This window comes from Streptomyces sp. NPDC001204 (assembly GCF_053598035.1).
In genome coordinates this window covers 77,398-91,105 of the sequence record NZ_JBSFJL010000021.1, presented here as the reverse complement: position 1 = coordinate 91,105, position 13,708 = coordinate 77,398, and the positions used below count along the sequence as shown (strand labels likewise).

The 13,708-nt window shown below is 71.2% G+C and carries 12 protein-coding genes, 1 tRNA gene and 1 pseudogene; 8 read left to right on the top strand and 6 right to left on the bottom strand.

Features of this window, described 5'->3' with window-relative positions; genetic code table 11:
- The first annotated feature begins 246 nt into the window (after window positions 1–246).
- From ACWC91_RS26425 to ACWC91_RS26410, 4 genes are all read left to right on the top strand, one after another.
- Window positions 247–1,446, top strand: a complete 1,200-nt coding sequence (locus ACWC91_RS26425) for a PP2C family protein-serine/threonine phosphatase (RefSeq protein ID WP_450641741.1) — start codon at window positions 247–249, stop codon at window positions 1,444–1,446.
- A 193-nt stretch (window positions 1,447–1,639) separates the two neighbouring features.
- Complete coding sequence (locus ACWC91_RS26420) at window positions 1,640–2,818, top strand: PP2C family protein-serine/threonine phosphatase (protein ID WP_225078018.1); 1,179 nt, start codon at window positions 1,640–1,642, stop codon at window positions 2,816–2,818.
- A gap of 653 nt (window positions 2,819–3,471) precedes the next feature.
- Window positions 3,472–3,777, top strand: coding sequence for an SCO4225 family membrane protein (locus ACWC91_RS26415; RefSeq protein ID WP_450641743.1), 306 nt, complete (start codon window positions 3,472–3,474; stop codon window positions 3,775–3,777).
- A 96-nt stretch (window positions 3,778–3,873) separates the two neighbouring features.
- Window positions 3,874–4,449, top strand: a complete 576-nt coding sequence (locus tag ACWC91_RS26410; protein WP_450641740.1) for a DUF1990 family protein — start codon at window positions 3,874–3,876, stop codon at window positions 4,447–4,449.
- Window positions 4,450–4,695: 246 nt separating this feature from the next.
- Here ACWC91_RS26410 and ACWC91_RS26405 read toward each other — a convergent pair whose 3' ends face one another.
- Window positions 4,696–5,586 (bottom strand): hypothetical protein, encoded by an 891-nt coding sequence (locus ACWC91_RS26405; RefSeq protein WP_225078021.1) that lies wholly within the window; start codon window positions 5,584–5,586, stop codon window positions 4,696–4,698.
- A gap of 211 nt (window positions 5,587–5,797) precedes the next feature.
- On the opposite strand from ACWC91_RS26405, the pseudogene ACWC91_RS26400 reads away from it, so the two are divergent.
- Window positions 5,798–6,037: pseudogene (locus ACWC91_RS26400) on the top strand (site-specific integrase); the annotation flags it as partial.
- 173 nt (window positions 6,038–6,210) lie between these two features.
- On the opposite strand, the gene ACWC91_RS26395 reads toward ACWC91_RS26400, so the two are convergent.
- Window positions 6,211–6,292, bottom strand: a tRNA-Tyr gene (locus ACWC91_RS26395).
- 229 nt (window positions 6,293–6,521) lie between these two features.
- Here ACWC91_RS26395 and ACWC91_RS26390 point away from each other — a divergent pair.
- Window positions 6,522–7,010, top strand: coding sequence for a YajQ family cyclic di-GMP-binding protein (locus tag ACWC91_RS26390; protein WP_225078022.1), 489 nt, complete (start codon window positions 6,522–6,524; stop codon window positions 7,008–7,010).
- A gap of 106 nt (window positions 7,011–7,116) precedes the next feature.
- Here the strand turns inward: ACWC91_RS26390 and ACWC91_RS26385 are convergent, their stop codons facing one another.
- Window positions 7,117–7,383 (bottom strand): GlsB/YeaQ/YmgE family stress response membrane protein, encoded by a 267-nt coding sequence (locus tag ACWC91_RS26385; RefSeq protein ID WP_141359418.1) that lies wholly within the window; start codon window positions 7,381–7,383, stop codon window positions 7,117–7,119.
- A gap of 234 nt (window positions 7,384–7,617) precedes the next feature.
- Between ACWC91_RS26385 and ACWC91_RS26380 the strand changes: the two genes are divergently transcribed.
- Both ACWC91_RS26380 and ACWC91_RS26375 read left to right on the top strand, forming a co-directional pair.
- Window positions 7,618–8,877, top strand: a complete 1,260-nt coding sequence (locus tag ACWC91_RS26380; protein WP_450641738.1) for an APC family permease — start codon at window positions 7,618–7,620, stop codon at window positions 8,875–8,877.
- Window positions 8,878–9,030: 153 nt separating this feature from the next.
- Window positions 9,031–9,432: a YccF domain-containing protein gene (locus ACWC91_RS26375; RefSeq protein ID WP_225078024.1), complete on the top strand. Its 402-nt coding sequence runs from the start codon at window positions 9,031–9,033 to the stop codon at window positions 9,430–9,432.
- An 84-nt stretch (window positions 9,433–9,516) separates the two neighbouring features.
- On the opposite strand, the gene htpX is transcribed toward ACWC91_RS26375, so the two are convergent.
- The 3 genes from htpX to ACWC91_RS26360 all read right to left on the bottom strand — a co-directional run bounded on the left by htpX (window position 9,517) and on the right by ACWC91_RS26360 (window position 13,707).
- Window positions 9,517–10,380 carry a zinc metalloprotease HtpX gene (gene htpX, locus ACWC91_RS26370; protein WP_141359421.1) on the bottom strand — a complete coding sequence of 288 codons (864 nt, stop codon included), beginning with the start codon at window positions 10,378–10,380 and terminating at the stop codon, window positions 9,517–9,519.
- A 232-nt stretch (window positions 10,381–10,612) separates the two neighbouring features.
- The gene (locus tag ACWC91_RS26365; protein WP_281157221.1) at window positions 10,613–12,136 is read right to left on the bottom strand and encodes an NADH-quinone oxidoreductase subunit N; all 1,524 of its coding nucleotides are present in this window, start codon (window positions 12,134–12,136) and stop codon (window positions 10,613–10,615) included.
- Window positions 12,133–13,707: a complex I subunit 4 family protein gene (locus tag ACWC91_RS26360; RefSeq protein ID WP_225078026.1), complete on the bottom strand. Its 1,575-nt coding sequence runs from the start codon at window positions 13,705–13,707 to the stop codon at window positions 12,133–12,135. The genes ACWC91_RS26365 and ACWC91_RS26360 overlap by 4 nt, the downstream gene beginning before the upstream one ends.
- Window position 13,708 lies beyond the last annotated feature (1 nt).

The following is a 13,708-nucleotide window of genomic DNA, read 5'->3' as shown; positions in this document are numbered from 1 at the left end:
CACCCCGTGCTTTCCGAGGCGTGTCGGCAGCCCCGTCGCGGCGTAGCGGGGCGCGCACGCGACCGCGTGTCCCCCCAGGCGGCGAAGAGGCCGGTGGCGAGCAGGGCCAGGGCGATGGCCGTGGACCACAGAGATTGAGCCACACCCGTCCCTCCGTCGCCATACCCGCCCCCCGGGGGCGATCGTGCCTGACGCGAGAGAGGTCGGGATTGGTGTGAAACTGAGCGCGGAGGGTGGTGATCCCCCGTGTCGGACCCACCGCACGCGTCCGCCGGTCCTGACGCCGCGGTCGACGAGAGTCGGCTGGAAGAGCTGATCATCGAGGCGCAGACGGCCCTGCCGTACGAGCTGTCCGCCCTGGCGAACCGGTGCGCCTCGGCCCTCGGCCTGGGCACCGCGCTGATCTGCCTCGTCGACCTGCAACAGCGGCTGCTCATCCCACTCGACGAGACGTTGGAGCCGCTGCCGGTGGCGGACTCGTTGGCCGGCTGGGCGTACCGCACCGTCTCCCCACAGGTGGCCGACGCCGACGACGGCGTGATCGTGTGGATGCCTCTGGTCGACGGTGCGGAGCGGCTGGGCGTGCTGGCGGTGCGGCCCGCCGCGCTCGACGGGGTGCGTATGCGCCGCAGCCGGATGCTGGCCCATCTGTTCGCCATGTTGATCACCTCCAAGCGCGCCTACAGCGACTGGCTCGTCGCCCGCACCCGCACCGCGACCATGCGGTTGCCCACCGAGATGCTGCGGGCCTTCCTGCCACCCCGCACCATCGGCAGCAACAGGTGCGTCTCCACCGCGGTCCTGGAACCGGCGTACGACGTCGCCGGCGACGCCTTCGACCACTCGGTGGTCAAGGACGTGCTGCACACCCTGATCCTCGACTCCATGGGGCACGATCTGACCTCCGGCCTGACCGCGTCGGTCGCCATGGCCGCGGCGCGGAACGCCCGCCGCGGCGGTGGCGACCTGGCCGACGTCGTCGGCGCCGTCGACCAGGCGCTCGCCCAGTGGCTGCCCGACCAGTTCTGCACCGGCGTGCTGTGCCGGCTCGACGCGCAGACCGGGGTGCTGCGCTGGGTCAACTGCGGTCACCCGCCGCCGCTGCTGATACGTGCCGACCGGGTGGTGGACGGGGCCCTGGACAGCCCCCCGCAGCCCCCGCTCGGCCTGGCCGGCGAACTCGCCCCGACAGCCCGGCAGGTCCACCAGACGACACTGGAACCGGGCGACCACGTCCTGCTCTACACCGACGGCGTCGTGGAGGCACGCGAAACGGATGGAGTGGAGTTCGGCCTCGACCGGTTCACCGACTTCATCATCCGCTCCTCCGCCGCCGGCCAGCGCCCGGCCGAGGTACTTCGGCTGCTCATCCACGCCATCCTCGACCACCAGCGCAACCAACTGCGGGACGACGCGACCATCCTGCTGTTCGAATGGCGCCCGTAGCACCGGTAACGGATCTCCGTCCGGAACTCGGCTGAGCGCTCGACCTCGGCCGACTGTTCCTCTCTCCCGCCACGCTGGTCCACAGAAGGCCGGCCACTCCGACGGTCCACCCCTGAGGCCACGCCCGCGTGCTCACTGCTGTCATCGTCTCCTGCAGTCGCGGGGCGATCCGTGGCGGAGCAGTCTGGAAGGCATGGGCTCCAGGCAGGGACATGTGGGTCTCGGGCAGCCGTGGCAGCCGAGCCACCTGCTGCTGCTGATCCCTGTCGCGCTCATCGTCGTGATCACTGCCGCGGACATCGCGACTGGGCCGAACATCATTCTCAGCCCCCTGCTGGTGGTCGCGCCCACGCTCACCGCGTGGTTCGCGGGCCCCTGGACGACGGCCGGCATCGGGGCCCTGGCCATGGCGGGCGAGGCGATCAGCAGCTGGCGCACCGGAATGCAGTCTTCACGGAACGCGATAGTGGAGGTGATCGCCATCGCGGTGATCACCTCGTTGATCGTGTTCCTGTGTGCGGTGCGCGACCGGCACGCACGCCAGATGGCCCGGGTCCGGTCGGTCGCCGAGGCCGCCCAGCAGGTGCTGATGTGGCCGCTGCCGAGCCGGCTCGGCCCGCTGCGGCTCGCCTGTGTCTATCTGGCTTCCGAGGAGGAGGCCGAGATCGGCGGCGACCTCTATGCCGCCGCCCGCACCGGCAGCGCGGTCCGCGTGATGATCGGCGACGTGCGGGGCAAGGGCCTGCCCGCCCTGGGCGAGGCCGCCCTCCTGCTCGGCGCCTTCCGCGAGGCCGCCCACCAGCAGGCCTCCCTGCCCGACCTGGCCGCTTCCCTGGAACGGAGCATGACCCGCTACCTCGCCGACTTCGAACCGGAGGGCGAGGCGGGAGAACGCTTCGTGACCGCTCTTCTGGTCGAGATCGCCGACGCCGAGCCCCTGGTCCGCATGACCAGCTGCGGTCACCCGGCACCCCTGCTGCTCGGCCCGGACAGCACCGTCCACGTGCCCCGCCTCCACCCCGGGCCCCCACTTGGCGTCGGCGTCACGGATCCCGACAACCACGTCGTCGATGTCCTGCCCTTCGGCCCTGAGGACACGCTGGTCCTGTACACCGACGGTGTCATCGAAGCCCGTGACCACAACGGCGTCTTCTACCCGTTCGCGGAACGCGCGGCCCAGTGGACCACCCACCCTCCCGAGGCGCTGCTCCACCACATCGAACGCGACCTGCTCACGCACACCGGCGGACGCCTCGGCGACGACGTCGCCCTCCTCGCCATCCGCCGGGCCCACATCCCGCACCCGGACCACCAACTCCAGCGCGTACAGCGCTACACCCCGGCGCCGGCGACGGGCAGCTGCGGGACATAGCCGCCGAGCGCCTGGGCGAGGTCTCCTGGTCCCCACTGGGAAGGCCGCCGGAGCAGGCTCGGCAGGCCTTCGGCGGCGCTGATGACCGCTCAGTGGGCCAGGCCCGACTTCGGGTTGGCGCTGTACTCGTCAGCCCTCGATTGCCCTCGATGGCGTAGAAGACAACGATCACCGCAGACCTGCGTGTCTGTGCCACGCGTGTTCCCGTCCGAGCGGGCAACCACGGTGAGTGGCTGAAAGTCTGCGAAACAAACGCAAGTGGCCCCTGATCTACGTTCCCGCAGATCAGAGGCCACTCGTTCCCGCATGGCGGCGCCAGGATTCGAACCTGGGAAGGCTGAGCCGGCAGATTTACAGACCGCGCGATCACTCCGCGCTGAGCTGACCGTTCCCGCAGTGCGCCGCTCCGTGCCCCACACGTGCCCACGATGCCCCCGGAAGCGTCGCCCTCGCGTTCGGGCGGAACCTTGTTGCTGCGTGGACTCCCTCGACCTGCCACGCGTCAACCGGCCTCAGACCGAGGCCGGGATCGGGTGGCGTCCAGGGCGTGTCCGACGGGTCGGCACAGTCCCTGCGACTCTCCCGGCTACGCTCGCGCGGGAGCGCCCCGCGGCGCGTGGCTGCGGGACGGCTTGTGAGGTTCAGTCGACCGACTGCCCGTCGTACCTACCGCCCACGCAGGGGTTGCCCGGCAAGTCGATCCGGGGCGTTCCGCCGCCGTCCTCGCACTGGTGAGGGCCGACGACGGGGGCACAGGGATCTGGCCGCTCATGACCACGGCACCGCTCAGCATCGTCGCCCTCCTGGTGGCGGCACCCGCCGAGTGGGCCTCCTCGCTCGACTGGCTGAGCCCGCTGATCTTCACCGCCGGTGCGACCCTGTCCGGGCTGTTCAACGCTGCGCTGCTCGGCCTGCTGACACGCAGGCTGCGGGCGCAGGATGCGCACCCGACCGCTTGAAGGTGGCGCGGACGACCTTCCGGCCGACCGTCGACCGTGCGGAGGAGCACCGCCGCGTTACGATCACGGCCCGCCCGCACGCCCCACAGGAGCGTCATGCCCCACAGCCGTAAGAGACGCGGCCCGTCAGCCGGCGCACTCACCTACGGCCCGGCCGGGGCGACCCGACCCGCCGACGAGCCATGGCCGTCGGGGAACACAGATCTGCGCCCCGATGCCCGTACCGTCGTCATCGGCCGCGGGGAGGCGGACTGGCAAGCCGCGGCGGACGCGGTGCTGCGATGGGGCGTCAAGCGGCGCAGCGGCTTCACAGTCAGTGGCCGCGACGGTGCAGGGGAGCGGGTCGTCGAGGGGGCGGAGTACCAGGTCACCGCTGCATTCGGTCCATGCGTGGTGCGGGAGCCGGTCCGGGTCGTCGCCGTCGTCGACACCCCGGACCGCTGCGGATTCGCCTACGGCACCCTGCCCGGTCATCCCGTCAGCGGTGAGGAGGCCTTCATCGTCCACCGGTCCCCCGACGGCACGGTCGCGCTGACGATCCGCTCCCTGACCGGTGCCGCCCCACACGGGTGGTGGCGCCCGGTGTTCCCGGTGCTGCTGGTCGCGCAGCAGGTCTTCCGGCGACGTTATCTGCGCGCCCTGCTGCCCGGTGGGGGAGCGGACGTGGAGTGACCCGCCGTCCTGCACCCGGCGCGGGACGGCGGGCCGAGGCCGCCCCGGTCAGCGGATGGGCCGGCCGTCCAGGTGGCGGTGGAGGGTGACGGTGGGCCGCTCGTCACCCTTGGGGACGTCGGCGACGGTGCCAGTGCGTCCAGGAGGTGTGTCATCTGGGCTTTCACCGTAGCGCTGGCCGTTGCCCTTGAGGCCGCAGGCCGCATGTGCGGTCCGATGGGTTGCCGCATCGATCGATGAGTCCCCCTACGACCGCTCGTACGGCACCGGCCGGCCGGTGAACGCGTCCAGGAGGACACGGTCGCCGAGTGGCCGGTTCAGCTTCACCGTCACCATCTCCAGCAGCAGGTCCGCGGTGCAGGGACCCTCCTTCGTCCCGACGACGGAAGCCGACAGCACCACGCTCCCGCCCGTCTCCAGCACGTCCACGACAGGACCGTCGTCGCAGGCCCCGTGGCCGGAGAGCACCGTGACGGACCGGCCGTCCCTCCCGGTCCTGACCAGCTGCAACGCGTCGCCGGACCCCTCCGCGACCGGCTTGACCGGCGACGTGAGAGGCTTCGAGGGACGGACGGCGGCCAGCTTGAGCGGAGTGTCGTAGCCGTCCAGAGTGAAAAGCCAGGCCGGGACGGTCGCCGGGCCGCGGCTGGTGGCCAGGGCCATCTCACCCAGCTTCGCCCCGGTCACGGTCAAGTGTGGTCCGTCGTTGCCGCCGCGGGCCACTGCCCCATACGCCTGCCGCGCCTCCACCAGCGGCAACGTGAGCGAGCCCCCGCTCTCCCACTTCACCCGGCCGTTCTTCCCCGGCGCGACGGGGAGTTGGCCGCGCAGGACGAAGTTCTGGGCCTCGTAGGCCTGCTTGTCGGATATGTCGTGGAAGGCGTCCTCGGGCAGGTCGACAGCCTCTCCGGTCGGGTGGTAGCCCTTCCGCCAAGCCCGGGCGGCCTCGGAGCCGTCCCAGGCATCGGCGACCTGACGAGCGCGGGCGTCGGCGACCTGACGAGCGCGGACCTCCGCCACCCGGCCGCAGCCAGTGAGGGTCCCGCCCGCTGCGGCGAACAGGGCGAGGACGACGAGCAGTTGGGCGGTGCGGGCCAGGGCGCCGGAGACGGCGGCCACAGTGGCTCGTATACGCATGCGTTCCCCAGGTGGAGAAAGGGGCCGGGCGCCGGTCGTTCCTCGCAGCCCGTCTCGGCGCAAAGCCCAATGATCGTGGAGTCTGTTTGACTCACGTGATCAGATCCCTCACCGGTGGGGGCGGTTGTACGGGAATTTGAAGTTCTGGAAGCGGCCTGTCAGTCGCCGTGGCGGCGGCCACCTTGGCTTCCTGTCGACCAACCCGAAAGCGCAAAACGTGCTGACCGAGTCGGAGGCCGCTTCCCTGCTGGCCCGACGCCCCTATGATCTTCGTCATGCCGGGGTGTCCTTCTGGCTCAGTTCGGAAGTGGACGCGATGGAGTGCGCCCGCAGCGCCGGCCACATCATCGCGGTACTGCGCAGGGTGTACGCCAAGGTCCTGGACCAGACCCGCGAACGGGCCAACAGCCGGATTGAAGCGGCGCTGCGCGAGTGGAACGAGCCCGAGTGATCGCGTGTCCCCCGGGGGACACCTGGGGGACACGCCCTGATCAGAGGTGGGATTCGGGCGGCACAGGCTGAGACACGCCGTCCGCATCCGATGTTGAATCGAACAGAGGCAGGGAACGAAGAAACCCCCTCCGACCTGCCATAAAGGCTGATCAGAGGGGGTCTTTCCCAGAGTGGCGGCGCCAGGATTCGAACCTGGGAAGGCTGAGCCGGCAGATTTACAGTCTGCTCCCTTTGGCCGCTCGGGCACACCGCCTTGGGATGCCGCCGGTCCGACCGCTTTTCGGCGGTGCTCTCCGGCAACGACGTAAACAATACCCGATGCTGAGGGGTGCTCCGCCACCCCTTTGATCGGCGGCCGGCACGCCCTGGGATGGCTAGGCTGGTGCGGATGCGACCCGCGACCCGCAGGCCGGGATCGGCGGCCTCCCCCACGCCCGCCGGCACGCATCCGATACGCACCCCGATACAAGGAGCCACAGGACATGGCCGACTCCAGTTTCGACATCGTCTCGAAGGTCGAGCGGCAGGAGGTCGACAACGCCCTCAACCAGACCGCCAAGGAGATCTCGCAGCGCTACGACTTCAAGGGCGTCGGTGCCTCGATCTCGTGGTCCGGTGAAAAGATCCTCCTGGAGGCGAACTCCGAGGACCGGGTGAAGGCAGTCCTCGACGTCTTCCAGTCCAAGCTGATCAAGCGCGGCATCTCGCTGAAGGCCCTGGACGCGGGCGAGCCGCAGCTGTCCGGCAAGGAGTACAAGCTCTTCGCGTCGATCAAGGAGGGCATCTCCCAGGAGAACGCGAAGAAGGTCGCGAAGCTCATCCGCGACGAGGGGCCCAAGGGCGTGAAGGCCCAGGTCCAGGGCGAGGAACTGCGCGTCAGCTCCAAGAGCCGCGACGACCTCCAGACCGTGATCGCGCTGCTGAAGGGCCAGGACTTCGACTTCGCGCTCCAGTTCGTGAACTACCGGTAGGACAGAACAGGGTGGGCACCCGGTCGGCGCCCACCCCTTTCCCGCCTGCCGGCCCCGGCCCGGCGCGGCCCCTCCCGGCCCTCCCGGCCCGGCCCGGCCCGCGGGCTCAGTCGCGCGAGTTGCCGAAGAAGATGCGGTAGGCGATCAGCAGCACCAGCGAGCCGCCGATCGCGGCGGCCCAGGTGGCGCCGTCGTAGAGTTGCCGGCTGATCGGGTGGTGCAGCCAGCGGGCGGAGATCCAGCCGCCGAGGAACGCTCCGGCGACGCCGATGAGAGTCGTGACGATGAAGCCGCCCGGGTCACGCCCGGGCAGCAGGAGCTTCGCGATGGCGCCGGCCAGGAGCCCCAGGATGATCCAGCTGATGATGCCCATGCTCTGAACCTGCCCTTCCACGCCGTGCCTGCACTGTCCCGGTGCTTCGACTTCGGTTCGGACAGGCTGTGCTGCTGCGCCCGCAGGCCGCGTCGTGCTTGTCGTACTTGTCGTGCTTCTCACGTGCTGTGATCGTGCTTACCACAGGCGTGTTCGTCCCGCGCCGGGAGCACGTCGTGGAGAGGGACGCCCTGGCCGCGTCCCGCGGTTGCAGCGGTCAGTAGGGTTCGGACCATGAGTCGGTCCGCTGCCCCGTCCTCGGCGTCCGAGCTGCGGCGCACCCTCGGGGTCACGGACGCCGTGGTCATCGGGCTCGGCTCGATGGTCGGGGCCGGCATCTTCGCCGCCCTGGGGCCTGCGGCGCGCGCGGCGGGCTCCGGGCTGCTCCTCGGGCTCGCGGTCGCCGCCGTGGTGGCCTACTGCAACGCCACTTCCTCGGCACGGCTGGCCGCCCGGTATCCCGCCTCCGGCGGCACGTACGTGTACGGGCGTGAACGGCTCGGCATGTTCTGGGGCCATCTGGCGGGCTGGGCGTTCGTCGTCGGCAAGACGGCCTCCTGTGCGGCGATGGCGCTCACCGTGGGCGCGTACGTCTGGCCGGGTCAGGCGCACGCGGTGGCGGTCGCGGCCGTGGTGGCGCTGACCGCGGTGAACTACGGCGGCGTCCAGAAGTCCGCCTGGCTGACGCGGGTGATCGTGGCGGTCGTGCTGGCCGTCCTCGCCGCCGTGGTCGTGGTGTGTCTGGGGTCCGGCGCCTCCGCCGCCGACCGGGCGGCCGTCGGCGGCTCGGCCGGCGCTGCCGGTGTCCTTCAGGCGGCCGGGCTGCTGTTCTTCGCCTTCGCCGGGTACGCGCGGATCGCGACCCTCGGCGAGGAGGTAAGGGATCCCGCGCGCACCATTCCGCGCGCGATCCCGATCGCCCTGGGCATCACGCTGGCCGTGTACGTGTGCGTGGCGGTGGCCGCGCTCTCCGTGCTGGGGCCGGACGGGCTGGGCCGCGCGACGGCACCGCTGGCCGACGCGGTGCGGGCGGCCAGCGTGCCCGGGCTGGTCCCGGTGGTGCGCGCCGGGGCCGCCGTGGCCGCGCTGGGGTCGCTGCTCGCCCTGGTCCTGGGCGTCTCGCGGACCACGCTGGCCATGGCCCGGGACCGGCATCTGCCCGCTGTGCTGGCCGCCGTGCACCCCCGTTTCCAGGTGCCGCACCGGGCGGAGCTGGCCGTGGGCGCGGTGGTCGCGGTGCTGGCCGCGACGGTCGACGTCCGGGGCGCGATCGGCTTCTCCTCCTTCGGCGTCCTGGCGTACTACGCGGTCGCCAACGCCGCAGCCTGGACCCTCGATCCCGCCCCCGCCCGGCGCGCGGTCCCGGCGCTGGGCCTCGTCGGATGCGTGACGCTGGCGTTCGCCCTGCCGTGGATCTCGGTGGCCGTGGGCAGCGGGGTGCTGGCGGCGGGCATGGCCTCGTACGGCGTACGGCGGTGGTGGGCGGCGCGGTAGGGCCCGGCGTACGGCGGCGGCGCACCGCGGGATCGTCTCCGAACGTTCCCGATCACGCTACAAGGGAGCCGCGGCTGCCCTCACATCCCCTGATCGCGCCGATACTTGAGTCAGCGGGCAGTGCCGACGGAACGATCTTGGAGGATGCCGATCATGAAGGTGATCAACCTGCTGCTCAACCTCGTGTGGCTGGTCTGCTGCGGCATCTGGATGGCGATCGGCTACCTGATCGCCGCGCTCATCTGCTTCGTCCTGATCATCACCATCCCGTTCGGCATCGCGTCGCTGCGCCTCGCGGGATTCGTCCTGTGGCCGTTCGGCCGCAATGCCGTGGAGCGTCCGGGGGCCGGGGCGGGGTCGTTCATCGGCAACGTGATCTGGCTGGTCTTCGCGGGCTGGTGGCTGGCGCTGGGGCACCTGATCACCAGCATCCCGCTGTTCCTGTCGATCATCGGCATCCCGTTCGGGTGGGCCAACCTGAAGCTCATCCCGGCCTCGCTGATGCCCCTGGGGCGTGAAGTGGTGCGGACGGACGACGGATTCGCCGGGCGCTGAGCGCCCCGCCCGGACGGGTGGGGCCGGGCGCCGTCGCCGCCGGCCCGGACGGCTCTCCCCGGCCGGGCCCCGTCCCCGGCCGTCTCAGAGCCGGCGGCCGGCCATCTGCTCGAGCCGGGCGATGCGCTCCGCCATCGGCGGGTGCGTGGAGAACATCTTCGACAGTCCCTGACCGGGGCGGAACGGGTTGGCGATCATCATGTGACTCGCCGTCTCGATACGCGGCTCGGGGGGCAGCGGGAGTTGCTGGGTGCCCATCTCCAGCTTGCGCAGGGCGCTGGCGAGCGCGAGCGGGTCGCCGGTGAGCCGGGCGCCGGACGCGTCCGCCTCGTACTCCCTGGAACGGCTGATGGCCAGTTGGATGAGGGAGGCGGCGAGCGGGCCGAGGAGCATGATCAGGAGCATGCCGATCAGGCCGGGGCCCTCGTCGTCGTCGGAGCGGCCGATCGGGATCAGCCAGGCGAAGTTGACCAGGAACATGATCACGGAGGCCAGGGCGCCGGCGACGGAGGAGATGAGGATGTCGCGGTTGTAGACGTGGCTGAGCTCGTGGCCGATGACGCCGCGCAGTTCACGCTCGTCCAGGATGCGAAGGATGCCTTCCGTGCAGCACACCGCGGCGTTGCGCGGGTTGCGGCCGGTCGCGAAGGCGTTGGGTGCCTCGGTCGGGGAGATGTAGAGGCGGGGCATGGGCTGGCGGGCCTGGGTGGAGAGGTCGCGGACCATGCGGTACAGGGCCGGGGCCTCGAACTCGCTGACCGGGCGGGCCCGCATGGCGCGCAGCGCCAGCTTGTCGCTGTTCCAGTACGCGTACGCGTTGGTGCCGAGGGCGACGAGGACCGCGACGATCAGGCCCGTGCGGCCGAACAGACTGCCGATGAGGATGATGAGTGCGGACAGTCCCCCGAGGAGGACTGCGGTCCTGAGCCCGTTGTGCCGGCGGTGCACGGTACGCCCTCCAAGTGGTGCGGCAGGGGAACCCTTCGCTTGCTGCGCTTCGACTCCACCGGTGCCGTGTGGTGTCACGTCCAGTGGACCCTTCCGAACTGGTCAACGCCAGGCGAGGGCCACGGGTTCCCTGGTGCGCGCGACGGCGCGCGAGCCGTCCGGGTGAGCGGGGCGCCGGGCGGCACGCGCGCGTGAGGGCCGGTGCCCCACGCGCGCGTGGCGGGCCCAGGGCTCAGAACAGGCCGGTGCCGGCGAAGCGGAGCACCAGCTGGGGGGCGCCGGAGAGGGCTGCGCCGAGGACGCCCGTCAGGGCGAGGGCGGCGGTGAGGGGGGCCGGGACGCGGTGCCGGACGGGTTCGCCCTCGGGGGCGCGGAACAGCAGGGTCGTCCACTGGAGGTAGTAGAACAACGCGATGACGACGTTGACGGCCATGACGACGGCGAGCCAGCCGAGTCCGGCGTCGACGGCCGCGGAGAACACGGTGACCTTGGCGAACAGCCCGATGACACCCGGCGGGAGGCCGGCCAGGCAGAGCAGGAAGAAGGCCAGCAGCAGCGCGGTCAGCGGGTTCGTGGCGTACAGGCCGCGGTAGTCGCTGACGCGGTTGCGTTCCTTCGTACGGCCCACGAGCGCGGCCACGGCGAAGGCGCCGATGTTCACGGCGGCGTACATCAGGGCGTAGGCGACCGTGGAGCCGATCGACTTCTGCGGGTCCTTGGAGTAGCCGGCGGCGGCGATCGGCACCAGGAGGTAGCCGGCCTGGCCGACGGAGGACCAGGCGAGCAGCCGTACCGCGCTGTACGCGCGCGTGGCCTGCTGGCGCAGGGCGCCGACGTTGCCGACGGTCATGGTGAGCGCGGCGAGCACGGCCAGCGCGGGACCCCAGGCGCCGGAGTACGACGGGAAGGCGACGACGGTGACGAGGATCAGTCCGGTGAAGCCGACGGCCTTGCCGACGACCGACAGGTAGGCGGCGACCGGCAGGGGGGCGCCCACGTAGGTGTCGGGCACCCAGAAGTGGAAGGGGACGGCCGCCGTCTTGAAGGCGAAGCCGACCAGGGTGAGGACGACGCCGGTCTGGGCGAGCGGGTGGAGCTGACCGTCGACGTGCTGGATGCGTTCGGCGATCCGGGTGAGGTACAGGGTGCCGGTGGTGGCGTAGACGAAGCTGACGCCGAGCAGGCTGACGGCGGTGGCGGTGACCGACGACAGGAAGAACTTCAGGGCCGCGTCGGAGGACCTGCGGTCGCCGTGCCGGAGGCCGACGAGGGCGAAGGCGGGCAGGGAGGCGACCTCCAGGGCGACGACGAGGGTCGCCAGGTCGCGTGCGGCGGGCAGGAGCGCGGCGCCGGCGGCGGAGGCCAGCAGCAGGAACCAGAACTCCCCTTCGGGCAGTGCCCTGCGCGCGTCCTTCAGCGCGGTGACCGACAGCAGGGCGGTCAGGAGGGCGCCGCCGAGGACGAGGAACTGGATGACGAGGGTGAAGCGGTCGGCGGTGTAGCTGCAGACGCCGGGCTGGCCGGTCTGGCAGAACGTGGCGCGGTCGCCGTCGAGGAGGGGCAGGAGCAGCAGCGCGGCTGCGGCGAGTCCGGCGACGGAGAACCAGCCGAGGAGGGGCTTGCGCGCGTCCGGCACGAAGAGGTCGGCGACGAGGACCACGAGGGCGATCACCGCCGTGAGGGTGGGCGGCGCGACGGCGAGCCAGTCGACGGACTGGACCACCGACGGGGCCGCCGTCTGGGCCAGGGCGCTCATCGGGTGCCTCCTGCGAGGAGCTGCTGCACGGCCGGGTCGGTGAGCCCGAGCAGGGCCTTCGGCCAGAGTCCGGCGAGGACGGTGAGGGCGACGAGCGGGGTCCAGGCCGCGAACTCGTAGCCCCGGACGTCGGCGAGCTGTGGCGCCTGCCGCGGTACGGCGCCCATGCAGACGCGGCGGACCACGACGAGCATGTACGCGGCGGTCAGCAGGGTGCCGAAGGCGCCGATCGCCATGAAGGTGAGGAAGGCGGGCCGGCTGAGGTCGGCGGCGGGCCGGAACGAGCCGAACAGGGCGAGCATCTCGCCCCAGAACCCGGCCAGGCCCGGCAGGCCGAGCGAGGCGACGGCGCCGAAGGCGAGCAGTGCGCCGAGGCGCGGGGCCTTTCCGTACAGCGCGGCGCCGGACTTCTCGGCGAGGGCGTCGAGGTCGGTGGTGCCGGTGCGGTCCTTGAGCGCGCCGACGAGGAAGAACAGCAGTCCGGTGATGAGGCCGTGGGCGATGTTGGCGAACAGGGCGCCGTTCACGCCGGTGGGGGTCATGGTGGCGATGCCGAGCAGGACGAAGCCCATGTGGCCGACCGAGGAGTAGGCGATGAGCCGCTTGAGGTCGCCCTTCGCGCCCTGCCTGGCGAGGGCGAGGCAGGCCAGGGACCCGTAGATGATCCCGACCACGGCCAGGGCGGCGAGGTAGGGCGCGAAGGTGCGGAAGCCGTCGGGTGCGATCGGCAGCAGGATGCGGACGAAGCCGTACGTTCCCATCTTCAGCAGGACACCGGCCAGCAGCACCGAGCCGACGGTCGGGGCGGCGGTGTGCGCGTCCGGCAGCCAGCTGTGCAGCGGCCACATCGGCGTTTTGACGGCGAGCCCGAGACCGATCGCCAGCACGGCGATGACCTGCACGGACGCGGTCAGTGACCGGCCGTTGTCAGTGGCGAGTGCCACCATGTCGAAGGTGCCGGCCTTGAGCCCGATGAGGAGCAGGCCGAGCAGCATGACGACCGAGCCGAGCAGGGTGTAGAGGATGAACCGCCAGGCGGCGGCCTGACGGCCCTCGCCGCCCCAGCGGGCGATGAGGAAGTACATCGGGATGAGGACCATCTCGAACGCGAGGAAGAACAGCAGCAGATCGAGGACGGCGAAGGTCGCGAGGGTGCCGGACTCGAGGAGGAGCAGCAGCGCGACGAAGGCCTTCGGAGTGGGACCCGTGGGCGGCTTGAAGTACGAGTACAGCGCACAGAGGAAGGTCAGCAGCGCGGTCAGTACGACGAGGGGGAGGGAAATGCCGTCGACGCCGAGGTGGATGCGCACGTGGAGTGCGGGGATCCAGCTGATGTCGGTCGTGGCCTGCATCTTCGACGGGTGGCCGTGGTCGAAGCCGAGCGCGAGGACGATCGCGGCGGCGAGGATCGCGCCGGTGACGGTCACGCCGTGCCGGAGCACGGCCTGCTCGGGTGACTTCCCCTTCAGTCCGGGCGGTGCGGGCAGGAGGGCGGCGAGCGCGCCGAGGAGCGGGCCGGCGACGAGGAACGCCAGAAGGAACTGCATCACGGACTCGTTGATATCGATCACG

Excerpts from the sequence above, each read along its gene's own strand:
- ACWC91_RS26420 (WP_225078018.1), top strand. The coding sequence starts at position 1,640 with ATGGGCTCCAGGCAGGGACATGTGGGTCTCGGGCAGCCGTGGCAGCCG.
- ACWC91_RS26410 (WP_450641740.1), top strand. The coding sequence starts at position 3,874 with ATGCCCCACAGCCGTAAGAGACGCGGCCCGTCAGCCGGCGCACTCACC.
- ACWC91_RS26405 (WP_225078021.1), bottom strand. The coding sequence starts at position 5,586 with ATGCGTATACGAGCCACTGTGGCCGCCGTCTCCGGCGCCCTGGCCCGC.
- ACWC91_RS26390 (WP_225078022.1), top strand. The coding sequence starts at position 6,522 with ATGGCCGACTCCAGTTTCGACATCGTCTCGAAGGTCGAGCGGCAGGAG.
- ACWC91_RS26385 (WP_141359418.1), bottom strand. The coding sequence starts at position 7,383 with ATGGGCATCATCAGCTGGATCATCCTGGGGCTCCTGGCCGGCGCCATC.
- ACWC91_RS26380 (WP_450641738.1), top strand. The coding sequence starts at position 7,618 with ATGAGTCGGTCCGCTGCCCCGTCCTCGGCGTCCGAGCTGCGGCGCACC.
- ACWC91_RS26375 (WP_225078024.1), top strand. The coding sequence starts at position 9,031 with ATGAAGGTGATCAACCTGCTGCTCAACCTCGTGTGGCTGGTCTGCTGC.
- ACWC91_RS26365 (WP_281157221.1), bottom strand. The coding sequence starts at position 12,136 with ATGAGCGCCCTGGCCCAGACGGCGGCCCCGTCGGTGGTCCAGTCCGTC.